The organism is Devosia sp. ZW T5_3 (assembly GCF_044987315.1).
Classification (GTDB): domain Bacteria; phylum Pseudomonadota; class Alphaproteobacteria; order Rhizobiales; family Devosiaceae; genus Devosia.
In genome coordinates this window covers 148696-165022 of sequence record NZ_JBJDRE010000011.1, presented here as the reverse complement: position 1 = coordinate 165022, position 16327 = coordinate 148696, and the positions used below count along the sequence as shown (strand labels likewise).

At 62.3% G+C, this 16327-nt stretch carries 19 protein-coding genes and 1 tRNA gene; 17 read left to right on the top strand and 3 right to left on the bottom strand.

Annotation, left to right across the window (positions count from 1 at the left end; genetic code table 11):
• Positions 1–11 precede the first annotated feature (11 nt).
• Positions 12–1154 carry a winged helix-turn-helix domain-containing protein gene (locus ACI3KW_RS15200; RefSeq protein ID WP_404848759.1) on the bottom strand — a complete coding sequence of 381 codons (1143 nt, stop codon included), beginning with the start codon at positions 1152–1154 and terminating at the stop codon, positions 12–14.
• 113 nt (positions 1155–1267) lie between these two features.
• On the opposite strand from ACI3KW_RS15200, the gene ACI3KW_RS15195 reads away from it, so the two are divergent.
• Together ACI3KW_RS15195 and dmeF are read left to right on the top strand one after the other, a co-directional pair.
• Positions 1268–1534, top strand: coding sequence for a metal-sensing transcriptional repressor (locus ACI3KW_RS15195; protein WP_113123529.1), 267 nt, complete (start codon positions 1268–1270; stop codon positions 1532–1534).
• Between the two features lie 9 nt (positions 1535–1543).
• Entirely contained in the window at positions 1544–2491 is a 948-nt protein-coding gene (gene dmeF / locus ACI3KW_RS15190) for a CDF family Co(II)/Ni(II) efflux transporter DmeF (protein ID WP_404848758.1), read from the top strand.
• Positions 2492–2579: 88 nt separating this feature from the next.
• Here the strand turns inward: dmeF and ACI3KW_RS15185 are convergent.
• Both ACI3KW_RS15185 and ACI3KW_RS15180 read right to left on the bottom strand, forming a co-directional pair.
• A tRNA-Ala gene (locus tag ACI3KW_RS15185) sits at positions 2580–2655 on the bottom strand.
• Positions 2656–2795: 140 nt separating this feature from the next.
• A complete protein-coding gene (locus ACI3KW_RS15180; RefSeq protein ID WP_113123526.1) occupies positions 2796–3200 on the bottom strand; it encodes a TIGR02300 family protein in 405 nt (134 codons plus the stop codon).
• Positions 3201–3379: 179 nt separating this feature from the next.
• Between ACI3KW_RS15180 and aroA the strand changes: the two genes are divergently transcribed.
• The 15 genes from aroA (at position 3380) to ACI3KW_RS15105 (ending at position 16324) form a co-directional block, all read left to right on the top strand.
• A complete protein-coding gene (gene aroA, locus ACI3KW_RS15175; protein WP_404848757.1) occupies positions 3380–4729 on the top strand; it encodes a 3-phosphoshikimate 1-carboxyvinyltransferase in 1350 nt (449 codons plus the stop codon).
• 108 nt (positions 4730–4837) lie between these two features.
• Positions 4838–5479: a (d)CMP kinase gene (locus ACI3KW_RS15170; protein ID WP_404848756.1), complete on the top strand. Its 642-nt coding sequence runs from the start codon at positions 4838–4840 to the stop codon at positions 5477–5479.
• Positions 5480–5641: 162 nt separating this feature from the next.
• On the top strand, positions 5642–7363 hold the full coding sequence (rpsA, locus tag ACI3KW_RS15165; RefSeq protein WP_113123524.1) for a 30S ribosomal protein S1: 1722 nt from the start codon (positions 5642–5644) through the stop codon (positions 7361–7363).
• Positions 7364–7434: 71 nt separating this feature from the next.
• Positions 7435–7935, top strand: a complete 501-nt coding sequence (locus ACI3KW_RS15160) for a GNAT family N-acetyltransferase (protein WP_404848755.1) — start codon at positions 7435–7437, stop codon at positions 7933–7935.
• A 133-nt stretch (positions 7936–8068) separates the two neighbouring features.
• Positions 8069–8365, top strand: coding sequence for a BrnT family toxin (locus tag ACI3KW_RS15155; protein WP_404848754.1), 297 nt, complete (start codon positions 8069–8071; stop codon positions 8363–8365).
• Entirely contained in the window at positions 8346–8678 is a 333-nt protein-coding gene (locus ACI3KW_RS15150) for a BrnA antitoxin family protein (RefSeq protein WP_404848753.1), read from the top strand. Before ACI3KW_RS15155 ends, ACI3KW_RS15150 begins: the two co-directional genes overlap by 20 nt.
• Positions 8679–8741: 63 nt before the next feature.
• Positions 8742–9707 (top strand): signal peptide peptidase SppA, encoded by a 966-nt coding sequence (sppA, locus tag ACI3KW_RS15145; protein WP_404848752.1) that lies wholly within the window; start codon positions 8742–8744, stop codon positions 9705–9707.
• 37 nt (positions 9708–9744) lie between these two features.
• A complete protein-coding gene (locus ACI3KW_RS15140; protein WP_035099264.1) occupies positions 9745–10026 on the top strand; it encodes an integration host factor subunit beta in 282 nt (93 codons plus the stop codon).
• A 30-nt stretch (positions 10027–10056) separates the two neighbouring features.
• Complete coding sequence (locus ACI3KW_RS15135; protein ID WP_404848751.1) at positions 10057–10422, top strand: lipopolysaccharide assembly protein LapA domain-containing protein; 366 nt, start codon at positions 10057–10059, stop codon at positions 10420–10422.
• A 7-nt stretch (positions 10423–10429) separates the two neighbouring features.
• On the top strand, positions 10430–11077 hold the full coding sequence (locus tag ACI3KW_RS15130) for a phosphoribosylanthranilate isomerase (RefSeq protein WP_404848750.1): 648 nt from the start codon (positions 10430–10432) through the stop codon (positions 11075–11077).
• A 57-nt stretch (positions 11078–11134) separates the two neighbouring features.
• Positions 11135–12346: a tryptophan synthase subunit beta gene (gene trpB, locus ACI3KW_RS15125; RefSeq protein ID WP_404848749.1), complete on the top strand. Its 1212-nt coding sequence runs from the start codon at positions 11135–11137 to the stop codon at positions 12344–12346.
• Between the two features lie 2 nt (positions 12347–12348).
• Positions 12349–13170 (top strand): tryptophan synthase subunit alpha, encoded by an 822-nt coding sequence (trpA, locus tag ACI3KW_RS15120; protein WP_404848748.1) that lies wholly within the window; start codon positions 12349–12351, stop codon positions 13168–13170.
• 231 nt (positions 13171–13401) lie between these two features.
• Positions 13402–14376, top strand: a complete 975-nt coding sequence (gene accD / locus ACI3KW_RS15115; protein WP_113123518.1) for an acetyl-CoA carboxylase, carboxyltransferase subunit beta — start codon at positions 13402–13404, stop codon at positions 14374–14376.
• Positions 14377–14494: 118 nt separating this feature from the next.
• Positions 14495–14953, top strand: coding sequence for a preQ(1) synthase (gene queF, locus ACI3KW_RS15110; RefSeq protein ID WP_404848747.1), 459 nt, complete (start codon positions 14495–14497; stop codon positions 14951–14953).
• A 78-nt stretch (positions 14954–15031) separates the two neighbouring features.
• A complete protein-coding gene (locus tag ACI3KW_RS15105; RefSeq protein ID WP_404848746.1) occupies positions 15032–16324 on the top strand; it encodes a bifunctional folylpolyglutamate synthase/dihydrofolate synthase in 1293 nt (430 codons plus the stop codon).
• Positions 16325–16327: the final 3 nt, after the last annotated feature.

Below are 16327 nucleotides of genomic sequence, written 5' to 3'. Positions count from 1 at the left end.
GCCCCCGGCGATCAATCCCCGAACTGGAACCGCTCGAACCGCCCCAATGCTTCGTCGATCGCGGCTTTGGCTTCGGCCCCGGCATCCTCGAGCCAGGTCCAGTTCTGAATCAGTAGCTTCCCCGCCGCTCGGTCCGCCTTGAGATCCACCGCCGCGACGATGCGGTCTCCGACCAGCACGGGCAGGGCGAAATAGCCCAGCTTGCGCTTGGCTGCCGGCACATAGGCCTCGAACAAATGCTCATAGCCGAAGAAGAGCTTGAGCCGCTTGCGCTGGATGATCAGCGGGTCAAAGGGCGAGAGGATATGGGTGAGCCCCGGTGGCGCCACACGCTCTTGGGCCAGCGTTTCGGGCGCGGCCCAATGCTCCGCCTTATCGTGGCCTTCGATATGCACCGGCACCAGCAGCTTGCGCCGCACCCGGCTCTCGATCAGCTCGCGCACCGCCTTTTTGCGCGGTGCATCCAGATGACAGACCGAATCGAGGCTCACCATGCCCTGGCTGCGCAGCGCGCGATCCAAGAGATAAGCCGTGATCTGCCGCTCGGTCGCGGGCTTGGGCGGCTTGTCCCAGCCGAAATGGCGCCCGATCAGGTCATAGGTCTTGACCATGCCCTGCCGCGTGCCGATCGTCACCAGCCCTTGGAAAAACATCATCTCGAGCACGCGCTTGCTCGGCTTGCGGCTGGCCCAGGGATGATCCTTGTCGACCAGTTCGTCATCGCCAATGTCGCGAATCGACAGCGGTCCCTCGTCCCGCAACCGCTTGGCCATCTTGCGGATTTCGAGCGGGGTCACCGAGCCGAACCAGCGGCTGGGCGTCTGCCGATATTGCTTCATCGCCGGCAGGAAAAACGGCAGGTCCGCCACCGGCACATAGCTCAGCGCATGGGTCCAATATTCAAAGATCGATTTGTCGACCGATTGCGCCTGTGCCAGATGGGCGCGGGCATAGCCGGGCAGGCGCGACCACAGGATATGATGGTGGCAGCGCTCAATGACATTGATGGTGTCGATCTGCACATAGCCCAGATGCGCAATCGCTTTCAGCACCGCCCCCGGCCCTTCGCCAAACGGGGCCGCAGTGTCGAGGCGCTGCGCGCTCAACCAGATATGGCGGGCATGATCGGGCGACAAAGCACGGGATTTCGGCAAGGGACGACTCGGCAATGGGTTTTCTGGAAACAAACCTAGAACGGCGCAAAGGTCTCCGCCACCCGCTTTCGCCTGCCTTGCCAATATCCCCTCCAGGGGGATAGGATACGTTCATGAGCCATATCGATGATCCACAAATCCACGCCCGTCTCCGCCGCGCCGAGGGGCATTTGAGCAAGGTGGTCAAGATGGTCGCCGAGGGCCAGGACGGCCTGGCCATTGCCCAGCAGATGTCAGCCGTGATCAGCGCGCTCGAAAAGGCCAAGCAATTGATCATCATCGACCATATCGACCATCACCTGGCCGATAGCGACGCGCCCCTGCCGCCCGAAATCAAATCGCGGCTCGCCGTATTCCGCGAAATCACCAAATATCTCTGAGATCGTCCGATGAGCCTTGCTGACCAAACCCACGACCACGTCTTTCTCGGTGCCGATCACGATCGCAATGCGCGGCGCACTTTTTGGGTCATCCTGCTGACTGCCGCCATGATGGTCGCTGAAATCGCCGCCGGCGCCGCTTTCGGCTCGCTGGCCTTGCTGGCGGATGGCTTTCACATGGCCACGCATGCCGGAGCGCTCGCCATTGCTGCCGGCGCCTATCTTTATGCCCGCCGCCACGCCCATGATCCCCGCTATAGCTTCGGCACCGGCAAGGTCGGGGAATTGGCCGGCTTTGCCAGCGCGGTGATTCTGGGCGGGGTGGCGCTGCTCATTGCCTATGAATGCGTGCTGCGCCTGTTGCAGCCTGCCCCGATCCGGTTCGACGAAGCCATCGCGGTCGCCGTGCTCGGGCTTGTGGTCAATATCGTCAGCGTCTTCCTGCTGCATGATTCGAGCGGCCATCAGCATCACGACCACCACGCGCATGATGAGCATGACCATGATCACGAGGCTGATCACCATCACCATAATCACGGACATGATTCCAATCTGCGCGCGGCCTATCTGCATGTGCTGGCCGATGCATTGACCTCTGTTCTGGCTATTGTCGGCTTGGTGGCCGGCCGCAGCTTCGGCTGGCTCTGGATGGACCCGCTGGTGGGTCTGGTCGGCGCTGCCGTCATTGCGCGCTGGTCGTGGATGTTGATCCGTCAGTCCTCGGCAACGCTGCTCGATACGGTGCCCGACCAGGCCATAGCAAAAAAAGTACGCACCAATATCGAATCGGCTGGCGATACGGTGACCGACCTCCACTTCTGGCGCCTGGGTCCCGGCCATGCCGGACTGATCGTTTCGGTGCTGACCCCAACCACGCATGACGCCGACTGGTACAAGCAGCGCCTCGCCGGCCTTGCTGGGCTATCCCATGTCACGGTGGAGGTGATGCGGCGTTAGAGCCGCTGAGCCGGGCCCCGAAAATTCTCTCAGTGCTGGGCTGATCCTCAAGGGACCTGCCAGCGCGATGCGGAACAATTTCAGGAAATGGTGGAGCCTAGCGGGATCGAACCGCTGACCTCTTGCATGCCATGCAAGCGCTCTCCCAGCTGAGCTAAGGCCCCATTTTGGTGGGTTCCAGAAGGGCTAACCCGTCCGGAGCGAGGCGGAACCTATTGGATGATCCGCCCCCATGCAAGTGCCTATTTGACACTTTTTTGTCCCGCCGGATTTTTTATGAATCCGGCGGAAAAGTGGTGTGAAATCAGCGGTCTTCGTCGCCGCCGACATCGAAGCCGAGCTCGTCGTCTTCGTCCTCGTCTTCCTCAAGGAAGACGTCTGCATCGTCATCGCCGAGTTCTTCGTCGACTTCGACATCGTCGGTATCGGGAATGGCCTCGTCGCCGGATTCTTCGGCATCGGCATCTTCCAGAGAGACGATTTCGGGCGCTGCGACGTCCTCGACTTCCTCTTCTTCCTCGACCTCATCCTCGTCATCCACCTTGCGGGCGGTGGCGGGGGAGGGCTTGCCGACCAGCAGCTGCTCGAAATACGAGCGCGGATAGCTCTTGCCGGTATAGGGCGAGACGATCGGGTCCATGTTGAGGTCGTAGAACTTCTTCCCGGTATCGGGATCGGTCCGCTTGGTGCCGCGTTCGGAACTGGCCATCGATGTTCCTCGTGGGGATTGGGTTTGCGGGGGGCAGGTGCCGCCGCTTCGGTCAGTCCGGTTATGGGCAAACCAGGCCCCTGTCAAACCGAAAATGCGGGCGCGACGGCGGCCGGCCATCTCGGCGGTGGCTTCGGGCGGCTGGGCCATGCTAAACCCGCCCCGCCGCAAACCAGCCCATGGCCGCCATGCCCGACGCCGATCCGCACGCCCAACCGCTCTCCGCCCAGCGCGCTGCCCCGCTTTCCGGGCGCTTTTCCACCCCCGGCGACAAGGCGATTTCCCATCGCGCGCTGATCCTTGGGGCGCTGGCCGTCGGCCGCACGCGCATCGAGGGCCTGCTGGCGGCCGAGGACGTGCTGTCCACAGCAAACGCTCTGCGCGCACTCGGTGTGGTCGTGGATCTGCATGAGGGCGGCTGCGATGTGCATGGTCTGGGGATCAATGGCCTGCTCGCGCCGGCCACGCCGCTCGATTTCGGCAATGCCGGCACGGGCGTGCGCCTGATGCTGGGTGTTCTGGCACCCTATCGCTTCATCAGCCATTTTACCGGCGGGCCGACTTTGACCCGGCGGCCGATGCAGCCCCTGCTCGATGCGCTGGCGGTTACGGGCATGAGCGTATTGGAGAGCGATGACGGGCATTTGCCCATCGCCATCCAGGGACCGCTGGCCCCCGCCCCGATCCGCTACACCATGAAGGCGCCATCCGAGCAGATCAAATCGGCGCTGCTGCTGGCGGGTCTTGCCAGCCCCGGCACCACCACCATTGTCGAGCCGGTGCCCACCGGCGATCACACCGAGAAGCTGTTGGCCGATTTCGGCGCGCAGATTTCAACCGTTCTTGACTCCGATGGTGCCGCGATCATTACCCTGGCCGGCCTGCCCGAACTCAAGCCACGCCGCGTCGTCGTGCCGGGCGATCCCTCGTCGGCCGCCTATGCCATTGTCGCGGCCCTCATCGTACCCGGCTCCGATCTCGTGATCGAAAATGTGCTGATCAATCCCAACCGCACCGGGCTGATCGATACACTGCTCGAAATGGGTGGCGATATTGCCTTCGTCAATCAGCGCGAGGCCGGGGGTGAACATGTCGCCGATCTGCGTGTCCGCTCCTCGCGACTGCGGGGTGTGCATGTAACGGCCGACCATGCCGGCGCTATGCTTGACGACATTCCGGCCTTGGCGATCGCTGCGGCCTATGCCGATGGCTCGACGATGATCGAAGGCATCGCCGCCCTGCGCGAGCAGGAATGCGATCGTCTGGCGGTCACGGCAGCTGGGCTCGCCGCCAATGGCGTTGAATGCCTTGAAGGCCGCGATCAATTGCTGGTCAAGGGCGTCGGCGCCGTGCCGGGTGGCGGGCAGGTCGACACCCACCACGATCACCGCATCGCCATGAGCTTTCTGGTGCTGGGGCTGGCCAGCAAGGCGCCTGTCACCATCGATGATGCGCGGCCCATCGCCGCCAGCTTCCCTGGCTTTGTCACCGCATTGAGCGCCGTCGGCGCCAGCTTTTTGGCGGGGTAGGGCGCTGGCTGGCCACGGCACGGGGATTTCTACCGATTGCCGGTTCTTTTCCGCCGGTGATTATGCCAAAGCCAATAGGCAACAAACGCGCATGCGAGGGGAGCTGCCATGATCATTGCCGTTGACGGACCCGCCGCCTCCGGCAAGGGCACGCTGGCCTCGGGCCTTGCCCGCCATTATGGCCTGCCGCACCTGGACACCGGCCTGCTCTATCGCGCCGTCGGCCGCGCGGCGTCCGACTGGGAAGACCAGCCCGGCTTTGAAGATGCCGCCATTGCCGCGGCGCGGGCGCTCGACGCCAGTCATCTGGCCGATGTGGCGGAATTGACCTCGGCCCGCTCGGGCGTGCTGGCCAGCAAGGTCGCGGTGATCGGCCCGGTGCGGGCGGCTCTATTCGATTATCAGCGGAATTTTGCCACTCAGTCGGGTGGCGCCGTGCTCGATGGGCGCGACATCGGCACCAATATCTGCCCCGATGCCGATGTGAAACTGTTCATTCAGGCCGATAGCAAGGCCCGCATGGAGCGCCGCGCCCGCCAACTGGAATCGCGCGGGCTAGAGGTTGATCGTTACGCCCTCTATCACCAGATAGAGGAGCGGGACGCCCGCGACATGGCCAATCCCAATGGCGGATTCTATAAAGCTGACGACGCGCACTTGCTCGATACGACGCTTCTCGATATAGAGGCCGCACTCCGCGCAGCCATCGCGATTGTCGAAACGACCATGGCGCACAAGGCAAAGCTCTAAGCTTTAATTTCCTCCTTGCGTGTTTCGGTCCCGCCAATCAGCCAAGCTTTGGTCCGGAAACATACCCAATAGACATCGATCGGGCGCTCGCGCGCCGGCATTTTGCATTTGCGGAATGGCGGGTTTCCGGTCTCAACCTCAAGCCCCCGGTGCACTGGAGATATGAATTTGGCACAGCAAACTGTGACGAAAGAAGATTTTGAATCCCTTCTGATGGACTCGTTCATCGACAACGAACCCCTTGAGGGCGCCGTTGTTAAGGGCACCGTGGTCGCGATCGAAAAGGATCTGGCGATCATCGACGTGGGCCTCAAGACCGAAGGGCGCATCGCGCTCAAGGAATTCGGCCAGGCCGGCCGTGACGGCACCATCCAGGTTGGCTCGATCGTCGAGGTCTATGTTGACCGCGTCGAAAACGCTGCCGGTGAAGCCGTGCTGTCGCGCGAGAAGGCTCGCCGCGAAGAGAGCTGGGTCAAGCTCGAAGAAATGTACAACAACAATGAGCGCGTTGAAGGCACCATCTTCAACCAGGTCAAGGGTGGTTTCACCGTCGACCTCGAAGGCGCCATTGCCTTCCTGCCGCGTTCGCAGGTCGATATCCGCCCAATCCGCGATATCGCTCCGCTCATGAACGTGCCGCAGCCCTTCCAGATCCTGAAGATGGACAAGCGTCGCGGCAATATCGTCGTGTCGCGTCGTGCGATCCTCGAAGAATCGCGCGCTGAACAGCGTTCGGAAATCGTCCAGCAGCTCGAAGAGGGCCAGGTTGTCGACGGCGTGGTCAAGAACATCACCGATTACGGTGCGTTCGTTGATCTCGGCGGCATTGACGGCCTGCTGCACGTCACCGACATCGCATGGCGCCGGGTGAACCACCCGTCCGAAGTGCTCACGATCGGCGAGACCATCAAGGTCCAGATCGTTCGCATCAACCACGAGAGCCACCGTATCTCGCTCGGCATGAAGCAGCTTCAGGCCGATCCGTGGGATGGCATCGAAGCCAAGTATCCGATCGAGGCCAAGTTCACCGGCCGCGTGACCAACATCACCGATTACGGTGCGTTCGTCGAACTGGAGCCGGGCATTGAAGGCCTGATCCACGTTTCGGAAATGAGCTGGACCAAGAAGAACGTTCACCCCGGCAAGATCGTCTCGACCTCCCAGGAAGTCGAAGTCGTCGTGCTCGAGGTCGATCCCGACAAGCGCCGCATTTCGCTCGGTCTCAAGCAGACCCTGCAGAATCCGTGGGAATCCTTCGCCGAGAAGTTCCCCGTCGGTTCGGTCATCGAAGGCGAAGTCAAGAACAAGACCGAATTCGGCCTGTTCATCGGCCTCGACGGCGATGTGGACGGCATGGTTCACCTCAGCGATCTCGATTGGCAGAAGTCGGGCGAAGTGGCCCTTGAAGACTACAACCGCGGTGACATGGTTTCGGCCAAGGTCCTCGATGTTGACGTCGAAAAGGAACGCATCAGCCTGGGCATCAAGCAGCTCTCCGCTGGCGAAGCTTCGGCCGCCTCGGGCGACACTGCTGGCGAAGCCGGCGGCATCCGCAAGGGCGCTGTCGTCACCGGCACCGTGATCGAAGTCAACGATGGGGGCATTGAAGTCCGTATCGCCGACAGCGAGCTGACCGCCTTCATCCGTCGTGCTGACCTCAGCCGCGATCGCAACGACCAGCGTCCCGAGCGTTTCAGCAAGGGCGAAAAGGTCGACGCACGCGTCACCCAGTACGATCGCAAGACGTCCCGCATCCAGCTGTCCATCAAGGCGCTCGAAATCGCCGAGGAAAAGGAAGCTGTCGCCAATTACGGTTCGTCCGATTCGGGCGCTTCGCTCGGCGACATCCTGGGCGCTGCGCTCAAGGGCCGCGACGAGAAGTAATTCGTCCTAGCTTTGCAAATCTGCAGGGGCCCGCACTTCACAGTGCGGGCCTTTTGCCTTTAAGAAGCCCCATGAAACAAGCAATGCACTGGCGGCCCCTGACCACATTCGATCTGCCCGTGGTCGAAGCGATCGCTGAAAAAGTGCATCCCGGCTTTCCCGAGGACCTCTCGGTCTTCGCCGAACGCCAGCTGCTTTACCCCGATGGCACGCGTCTGCTTGAACTCGATGGTATCCCTTCGGGCTATATCCTCTCCCATCCCTGGCGCTTCAAATCGCTGCCCGCGCTCAACGCGCTGCTCGGCGCCATCCCACCCGATGCCGATACCTATTATCTCCACGACCTGGCCCTGCTATCCGCCGCCCGCGGCACGGGCGCCGCCGCCATGATCATCGGCGACATCCAGCGCCATGCCCGTGCGCAAGGCTTTACCAATATGAGTCTGGTCGCGGTCAACGGCTCGATCCCGTTCTGGACCAAACACGGTTTTCGGCCTTTCCCGGCCCCCGAACTGACTGAGAAGCTGCTGACCTACGAGGCCGCGGCGCGGTTTATGGTCAAGCGGCTTTGACCTTGTAGGTATGGCTACCTAAGTAGCCGACCGGATAGATAAAATCCCTATGACGTGCCAACGTTGGCTTCAGCCGACGACTGAATTTTATTGCCATAAACATAGTTCGTAGTTACAAATACGTAGGTGCAAATTGGCCGGTAATAGGTTTGACTGGGATCCAGTCAAGGATCGACGGAATCTGGTTAAGCACGGCCTATCGTTTGGACTGGCAACAGCTGTATTCGACGACCCTGACGAACTGACCGAGGATGCTCGGGTTGTCGATGGAGAGACGCGGCTTCAAACCATCGGTAAGGTTGGACAGATCGTTTTGTTTGTCGTCCATACCGCACGACTAGGCTCGGATGGCCTATTGGTTATCAGAATGATTTCAGCTCGTGTCGCTTCGAGAACGGAAAGGAGTCGATATGAACGACGAAAGTCCTAAATACGTCGCCTACACCAGCAAGCCGCTGACTGCAGAGCAATTGGCGGAACTCGATGCGTTGGCCAGTCGTGGTGACGACGAGATCGACTTCTCGGATATTCCGGAGGCAGGCAACGAGTTCTTTGACAATGCCAAACGGGGCTCGATGTATCGTGCCCTCAAGGCGCAGCTGACCATCCGCCTCGACGCCGACATTCTCGATTGGTTCAAGCGCCACGCCAAGGATGGCAAGGGTTACCAAACCGACATCAACAAAGCGCTGCGGGCCTATGTGACGGCGCAGGAAAAACGGGCGCAGAAGAAGGCCGGCTGATCCTGTCTTGCCAAGCCTGTCGCTGCTCGCTACCCCTTCGGTCACCAAACCTGCGAGGCGATGATGAGTGATCAGCCTATCGAAGAGCCATCCCGTCCCAGCGATCCGCATGAGGTCATTGCCGCCGAGACCTATCGGCGCTCGCGGGGGTTCTGGCGCATTCTGGCTTTTGTGGCGTTGGCCATTGCCATTCTGGCACTGGCCGGCCGCTTTGCCCTGTCCAATGCCCCGGTGGGCGAACACATCGCCCGCGTGGTGATCGATGGCACCATCGCCACCGATCCGACGCGTCTCAAGCTGATCGAGGAGCTGGCCGAGGATGACAGCGTCAAGGCTGTGGTCGTCGCCATCAATTCGCCCGGCGGCACCACGGCAGGCGGCGAGGAGCTGTATGAAGCGCTCGGCCAATTGCGGGCCAAAAAGCCGGTCGTTGCGGTGATCAAGGAATTAGGCGCCTCGGCCGCCTATATGGCCGCTATCGGCACCGACCAGATCTTTGCCCGGCGTCTCTCCATCGTTGGCTCGATCGGCGTACTCTACCAGCACATCAATGCCGGCAAGCTGCTCGATACGATCGGCGTGGATCTCGACAAGGTCGCCTCCGGCCCGCTCAAGGCCGAGCCCGATTATGACGAGCCCATGGTGGGCGATGTGCGCGCCTCCATTGGTGCCTTGGTCGATGACAGCTTTCAATGGTTCGTCGATATCGTCGCCGAACGGCGCAATCTGGCGCGGCCGGTGGCCTTGGATCTGGCCGATGGCCGCATCATGAGCGGGCGGGTCGGCGTCGAGACCGGATTGATCGATGCGGTTGGCGGCGAATTGGAAGCGCAGGCCTGGCTCGAGGCCGAACGCGACGTGCCCAAGGACTTGCAAATCGTCACGGCCTGGCCGCTGGAAAGCTCCAGCTTGGGCTGGATTGGCACTTTTTTAGGCGGACAGGCCCGCGCAGCGCTTGGTTTGCCTGCGAATGGGGCCATCACGCTTGACGGGCTGGTCTCGCTTTGGCAGGTTGGCGCAGCCTCGTGACCCACGGAGCGCAGCGGCCTCATACCCGGAGCCAAGGATGATCAAGTCGGAACTCGTCGAGAAACTCGCGGCGGAAAATCCGCATCTGTTCCAGCGTGATATCGAAAACATCGTCAATGCCATCCTCGATGAGATCGGGGATGCCATGGCGCGGGGCGACCGCGTCGAGCTGCGCGGCTTTGGCGCCTTTTCGGTCAAGAACCGTCCGGCCCGGGTCGGGCGCAATCCGCGCACCGGCGAACAGGTCGATGTTGGCGAGAAATACGTGCCGCAATTCAAGGCGGGCAAGGAAATCCGCGAGCGGCTCAACCGCTCGTAACCGGGCAAGCAGCCCCAAGGCAAAGCGACTATGCTCAACAAGATTGTCGGCTGGCTGGTCCTCGTGCCGCTTTGTTTGGTGTTGATTGTCTTTGCCCTGGCCAATCGGCAATTCGTGATCGTCAATTTCAATCCCTTCGTGCCGGTCGAGCAATTGGCGACGCCCGGCTATGGCGTGCCGCTGTTCGTGGTGCTCTATGTCGTGCTGCTGGTGGGCGTGCTCTTAGGTGGCATTGCCACCTGGTTTGCCCAGGGACAGCACCGCCAGCGCGAGCGCCATTGGCGCCGCGAGGCCCATATGCTCAATACCGAGCTTGAATCTCTGCGCAAAAGCCAGGGCCAATCGCCAGCCGGCGGGCCGCTGAGCGACGTCGATGACCTTTTGGAGCTCCGCTGAGCAACCCATGGCCGACCCCCTGATCATTAAAATCTGCGGCATCAAGACCCCCGAAATGCTGGACCTCACCATAGCGGCCGGCGCCGACATGGTGGGCTTCATGCATTTTCCGCGCTCGCCCCGCCATGTCTCGATCGAGGACATTGCAACGCTGATCTCGGCAGCCCGTGGACGAGTGGAAACCTGCGTGGTCCTGGTCAATCCCGACAATAGCACGGTGGCCGAAGTGGCGGCTTTGGGCCCCGACTGGATCCAGCTCCATGGCCCCGAGACACCGCATCGTGTCGCGGCCATCCGCGCCGAGGCGGGTGTGGAAATCATGAAGGCCGTTCCCATCGGTTCGGCCGAAGATGTGGCGCAGGTGGCCGGCTTTCTCGAGGTTGCCGACCGCATTCTGGTCGATGCCAAGCCGCCCAAAGGCGCCGATCGGCCCGGCGGATTGGGTGAAACCTTCGACTGGTCCCTGCTCAAGGCGCTTGACCCGTCCATCCCCTTCATGCTTTCGGGTGGCCTGACGCCGCAAACCGTGGCCGACGCCATTAAGACCGTGCGCCCCTTTGGGGTCGATGTGTCCTCCGGCGTCGAATCGGCGCCCGGCGTCAAGGACAAGCGGCTGATCGAAGCGTTCATTCGGAACGCCCGGGCAGCCGGCTAACACGGCGCGTTGACAGACCCACCTGCTGGCCTGTCGAGTTGCATCGAGAGGACCATCATGGACGGCATCAATTCCCTGCGCAACGGCCCGGACGAGCATGGCCGTTTCGGGCTCTATGGCGGCCGTTTCGTCGCTGAAACCCTGATGCCGCTGATCCTTGATCTGGAGCAGCAATACCGCGCCGCCAAGGTCGATCCCGCCTATCAGGCCGAGCTCAAGGACCTGGCGATCCACTATACCGGTCGCCCCAGCCCGCTCTATTTCGCCAAGCGCCTCACCGAGCATCTGGGCGGCGCCAAGGTCTGGTTCAAGCGCGAAGAGCTCAACCATACTGGCTCCCACAAGATCAACAATTGCCTAGGCCAGATCCTTTTGGCCAAGCGCATGGGCAAGACCCGCATCATCGCCGAAACCGGCGCCGGCCAGCATGGCGTGGCGACGGCCACGGTCTGCGCCAAATTTGATCTACCCTGCACCATTTTCATGGGCGCCACCGACGTCGAGCGGCAAAAGCCCAATGTGCTGCGCATGAAGATGCTGGGCGCCGAAGTGCGGCCCGTCACCGCTGGCGCCGGCACGCTCAAGGACGCCATGAACGAGGCGTTGCGCGACTGGGTCACCAATGTCGACACCACCTATTACCTGATCGGCACGGCGGCCGGTCCGCATCCCTATCCCGAAATGGTGCGCGATTTCCAATCGGTGATCGGCACCGAGCTCAAGGAACAGTTCCAGGAGGCCGAGGGCAAGCTGCCCGACGCGATCGTTGCCTGTGTCGGGGGCGGCTCCAACGCCATCGGCACGTTCCACGCTTTCCTCGACAATCCGGAAGTCGCCATCTATGGCGCCGAAGCGGGCGGGCATGGCGTCGATGTCGAAAATGGTCACGCCGCCTCCATGACCGGCGGTTCCCCCGGTGTGCTGCATGGCAACCGCACCTATCTGCTGCAGGACAAGGATGGCCAGATTCTGGAAGGCCACTCCATTTCGGCGGGCCTTGATTATCCCGGCGTCGGCCCGGAACACTCGTTCCTGCACGACACCAAGCGCGTCACCTATGTGCCCATTACCGACAATGAAGCGCTCGCCGCCTTCCAACTCTGCACCCGCATGGAAGGCATTATTCCCGCGCTCGAATCCGCGCATGGCCTGGCCCAGGTCATCAAACTTGCCCCGACGCTGAGCAAGGATCAGTCCGTGGTGCTGTGCCTCTCCGGGCGCGGCGACAAGGATGTCGAAAGCGTCGGCAATTATCTGGGACTGCTCTAGCCATGTCGCGTATTGAAAAGCGTTTCGCCGAACTCAAGGCCCAGAACCGTCCGGCTCTGGTGACCTTCGTCATGGGCGGTGATCCGGACCTGGCCACCAGTCAGGCCATTTTCGAAGCCCTGCCGCAGGCCGGCGCCGATGTGATCGAATTGGGCATGCCCTTTTCCGATCCCATGGCCGATGGCGTTGCCATCCAGCTCGGCGGCCAGCGGGCGCTTGCCGCCGGGCAGACGCTGCGCGGTGTGCTGGGCATGGTCGAGGATTTCCGCCGCAAGGACGAAACCACCCCGGTCGTGCTGATGGGCTATTACAACCCCATCTATATTTTCGGCGTCGACAAATTCGTCGCCGCCGCCAAAGATGCGGGCGTCGATGGCCTCATCATCGTCGATCTGCCGCCGGAAGAGGACGAAGAGCTCTGCATTCCCGCCCTCAAGGCCGGCATCAATTTCATCCGCCTCACCACCCCCACCACCGATGACAAGCGCCTGCCCGCAGTGCTTAAAAACACTTCCGGCTTTGTCTATTATGTCTCAATGAACGGCATTACCGGCGCCGCCATCAAGTCGCGCGGCGCGGTGGGCGAGGCGGTCGAGCGCATCAAGGGCCATACCGATCTGCCGGTCGCTGTCGGCTTTGGCATCAAGACTGCCGAAGACGCCGCCGAAATCGGGAGGCATGCCGATGGCATCGTGGTGGGCACCGTGCTGGTCGATGCGGTGGGCAAGTCGCTGGTCGATGGCAAGGCCACTGACCAAACCGTCAGCGCTGTCCGCGATATCGTGGCAAGCCTGGCCGCCGGCGTGAAGCGGGCGCGGGCCTGATCTTCTTCCCTCTCCCCTTGTGGGAGAGGGTGCCCGAAGGGCGGGTGAGGGGGTCTCTCCCCATCGCTCCCTCATCCGGCGCTGCGCGCCACCTTCTCCCACAAGGGGAGAAGGAAGAAGCCAGCCAGCTTATCCCCACCCCGCTTTGCCATGCTGCGCCACCCCTGATAATATCCGCCACAATTGATCATTACGTCCTGTCCCAACAGGACATCCGATAAGGCCGCCGCCATGAACTGGATCGACAACTTCGTCCGCCCCAAAATTCGCTCCTTCCTCTCCAACAAGCGCGAGACGCCGGAGAATTTGTGGGTGAAGGACCCCGAGTCCGGCGAGATGGTGTTCTATCGCGATCTCGAGGCCAATCAGTGGGTGGTGCCCAATTCGGGCTATCACATGAAGATCAAGCCGGCTGACCGCCTGGCGACCTTCTTTGACGAAGGCAAATACGATCTCGTGCCGGTGCCCGCCGTGCCGGTCGATCCGCTCAAATTCCGCGACCAGAAGCGCTATACCGATCGCCTCAAGGAAAGCCGCGCCAAGACGGGTTATGATGACTCTGTCATCGTCGCCACCGGCAAGCTCTATGACCGCGACACCACGGTTGCCGTGCAGGATTTCGATTTCATCGGCGGCTCGCTCGGCATGGCAGCCGGGCAGGGCATCATCACCGGGCTGGAAACCGCCGTCACCCGCAAGACGCCCTTTGTGCTGTTCGTCGCCTCCGGCGGCGCCCGCATGCAGGAAGGTATTTTCTCGCTGATGCAAATGCCGCGCACCACGGTTGCCGTGCTGCGCCTGCGCGAAGCGGGGCTGCCGTTCTTTGTGGTCTTCACCGACCCCACCACCGGCGGCGTCACCGCCTCCTATGCCATGCTGGGCGATGTGCATCTGGCCGAGCCCGGCGCGCGCATCGGCTTTGCCGGCGCCCGCATCATCGAGCAGACCATCCGCGAAAAGCTGCCCAAGGGCTTCCAGCGCTCCGAATATCTGCATGAGCATGGCATGGTCGACATGGTCGTGCATCGCCACAATCTGCGCTCTACCATCGGCTCGCTCGCCGGCATCCTGACCCGCGCCGAGCCCACTGCCGAATTGACCGGCACGGCGCCGGCCCTGCCCGCCGTCAGCCTGCGCGATGCAGCCATTGCCGCCGAAGGCGATGACGGCGACCTGGCCGCGCCCAGCGCCGCCCACGCCGAATAATTTCGGCATTCAAGCTTTGAGAGGCCGGTCCAGTGCGACCGGCCTTTTTTTATGCGCCGTGAGCGTCTATTCGAAAACCCGCGCAGGTCTGTGTTGCCTGTCCGCAGGAGAAATTTTGATGTCTGAAACGCTCAATCTTACCCAGCTCGGCCAGAATTCCGGCATTCCCGCTTCCCCCGAGGCGGCAATCCTCGAACGCGTGCCCAATCCGCAAGCCGACACCAATTACGTGTCCCGCTTCACCGCGCCCGAATTCACCTCGCTCTGCCCGGTGACCGGCCAGCCCGATTTCGCCCATCTGGTCATCGATTACGTGCCCGGCGATTGGCTGGTCGAATCCAAATCGCTCAAGCTCTATCTGACCTCGTTCCGCAATCACGGCGCCTTTCACGAGGATTGTACCGTCTCGATCGGCCGCCGGCTGGTGGCGCTGCTTGACCCCCGCTGGCTGCGTATCGGGGGTTATTGGTATCCGCGCGGCGGCATTCCCATCGATGTGTTCTGGCAGACCGGCACCCCGCCCGAGGGCATCTGGCTGCCCGACACCGGCGTGCCCTCCTATCGCGGCCGCGGCTAGCCCACGCCGCCCTTGAGGCCCAGCCCGACCCATTGTACACCGGCCCGGCTGATCCCGTGCCGTAATTGAGTCCGCCCCATGTCCCGTACCGACGCCATCCTGAAGCGCCTTTCGGTGCTGCATCCCAAGCTGATCGACCTCAGCCTGGAGCGGCTCAATCGCCTGCTCGAGGAACTGGGCCGGCCGCATGATCGGATGCCGCCGGTGATCCATGTTGCCGGCACCAATGGCAAGGGTTCCACCATCGCCTATCTGCGGGCCATGCTGGAAGCCGCGGGCAAGTCGGTGCATGTCTATACCTCGCCCCATCTGGTGCGCTTCAACGAGCGCATCCGGCTGGCGGGCAAGCTGGTCTCCACCCGCCGGCTCAATGAAGTGCTGGAGCGGGTCGAACAGGTCAATGCGGGCCAACCCATCACCTATTTCGAGGTCACCACGGCCGCCGCCTTCGTGCTGTTTTCCGAGATCAAGGCGGATTACCTGCTGCTCGAAGTGGGCATGGGCGGCACCTATGACACGACCAATGTGGTCGAACACCCGCTGGGCATCATCATCACCCCGGTCGATCTCGACCACATGGCGTTCTTGGGCAATACGATCGGCAAGATTGCGGTTGAAAAAGCCAATATCATGAAGCGGGGTGCACTCGCTGTCGTCGCCCGTCAGGCCGATGAGGGCCTGGCCTCGATCAACCGGGTCGCCGCCAAGCTGGGTGTGGTGCCTTTTGTAGGCGGGCAGGATTTCGATGCCTTCGCCCAGGACGGCCGCCTGATCTATCAGGATGAAGCGGGCCTGCTCGATCTGCCGCCGCCCAAACTGGTGGGCAATCATCAATTCGAAAATGCCGGGGTCGCCATCGCCGCCATCCGCCATTTCGGGCTGCCGGTCGATGAAGCCGCCATTGCCAAGGGGCTGGGGGATGTCAGCTGGCCCGCCCGGCTGTCCCCGGTCGCGGGCAAGCTGCGCGATCTGCTCGGCCCCGGCGCCGAACTCTGGCTCGATGGCGGCCACAATGCCCACGGCACCCGCGCCCTGGCCCGGGCGCTGGCCGATATGGAGCGCGCCCGCCCCGCGCCGCTGGTGCTGATCATGGGCATGATGAACACCCGCTCGCCCAGCGCGGTGCTGGCGCCCTTTGCCGGCATGGCTGAGCGCATCATCACGCTCACCATTCCCGGCGAGACCAATGCGCATGATGCCGGCTACATTGCCGACGAAGCCAACAAGGCCGGGTTCAATGCGACACCCGCGCGATCGATCCAGGCAGCGCTCAAATCAGCCGCCACGATACCAAATGCCCGCGTGGTGATTTCGGGTTCGCTCTATCTGGCGGGGCAGGTGTTACTCAAGAACGGGACGTTCCCGGAGTAAGCT

Excerpts from the sequence above, each read along its gene's own strand:
- ACI3KW_RS15195 (WP_113123529.1), top strand. The coding sequence starts at position 1,268 with ATGAGCCATATCGATGATCCACAAATCCACGCCCGTCTCCGCCGCGCC.
- dmeF (WP_404848758.1), top strand. The coding sequence starts at position 1,544 with ATGAGCCTTGCTGACCAAACCCACGACCACGTCTTTCTCGGTGCCGAT.
- ACI3KW_RS15180 (WP_113123526.1), bottom strand. The coding sequence starts at position 3,200 with ATGGCCAGTTCCGAACGCGGCACCAAGCGGACCGATCCCGATACCGGG.
- aroA (WP_404848757.1), top strand. The coding sequence starts at position 3,380 with ATGGCCGCCATGCCCGACGCCGATCCGCACGCCCAACCGCTCTCCGCC.
- ACI3KW_RS15170 (WP_404848756.1), top strand. The coding sequence starts at position 4,838 with ATGATCATTGCCGTTGACGGACCCGCCGCCTCCGGCAAGGGCACGCTG.
- rpsA (WP_113123524.1), top strand. The coding sequence starts at position 5,642 with ATGAATTTGGCACAGCAAACTGTGACGAAAGAAGATTTTGAATCCCTT.
- ACI3KW_RS15160 (WP_404848755.1), top strand. The coding sequence starts at position 7,435 with ATGAAACAAGCAATGCACTGGCGGCCCCTGACCACATTCGATCTGCCC.
- ACI3KW_RS15150 (WP_404848753.1), top strand. The coding sequence starts at position 8,346 with ATGAACGACGAAAGTCCTAAATACGTCGCCTACACCAGCAAGCCGCTG.
- sppA (WP_404848752.1), top strand. The coding sequence starts at position 8,742 with ATGAGTGATCAGCCTATCGAAGAGCCATCCCGTCCCAGCGATCCGCAT.
- ACI3KW_RS15140 (WP_035099264.1), top strand. The coding sequence starts at position 9,745 with ATGATCAAGTCGGAACTCGTCGAGAAACTCGCGGCGGAAAATCCGCAT.
- ACI3KW_RS15135 (WP_404848751.1), top strand. The coding sequence starts at position 10,057 with ATGCTCAACAAGATTGTCGGCTGGCTGGTCCTCGTGCCGCTTTGTTTG.
- ACI3KW_RS15130 (WP_404848750.1), top strand. The coding sequence starts at position 10,430 with ATGGCCGACCCCCTGATCATTAAAATCTGCGGCATCAAGACCCCCGAA.
- trpB (WP_404848749.1), top strand. The coding sequence starts at position 11,135 with ATGGACGGCATCAATTCCCTGCGCAACGGCCCGGACGAGCATGGCCGT.
- trpA (WP_404848748.1), top strand. The coding sequence starts at position 12,349 with ATGTCGCGTATTGAAAAGCGTTTCGCCGAACTCAAGGCCCAGAACCGT.
- accD (WP_113123518.1), top strand. The coding sequence starts at position 13,402 with ATGAACTGGATCGACAACTTCGTCCGCCCCAAAATTCGCTCCTTCCTC.
- queF (WP_404848747.1), top strand. The coding sequence starts at position 14,495 with ATGTCTGAAACGCTCAATCTTACCCAGCTCGGCCAGAATTCCGGCATT.
- ACI3KW_RS15105 (WP_404848746.1), top strand. The coding sequence starts at position 15,032 with ATGTCCCGTACCGACGCCATCCTGAAGCGCCTTTCGGTGCTGCATCCC.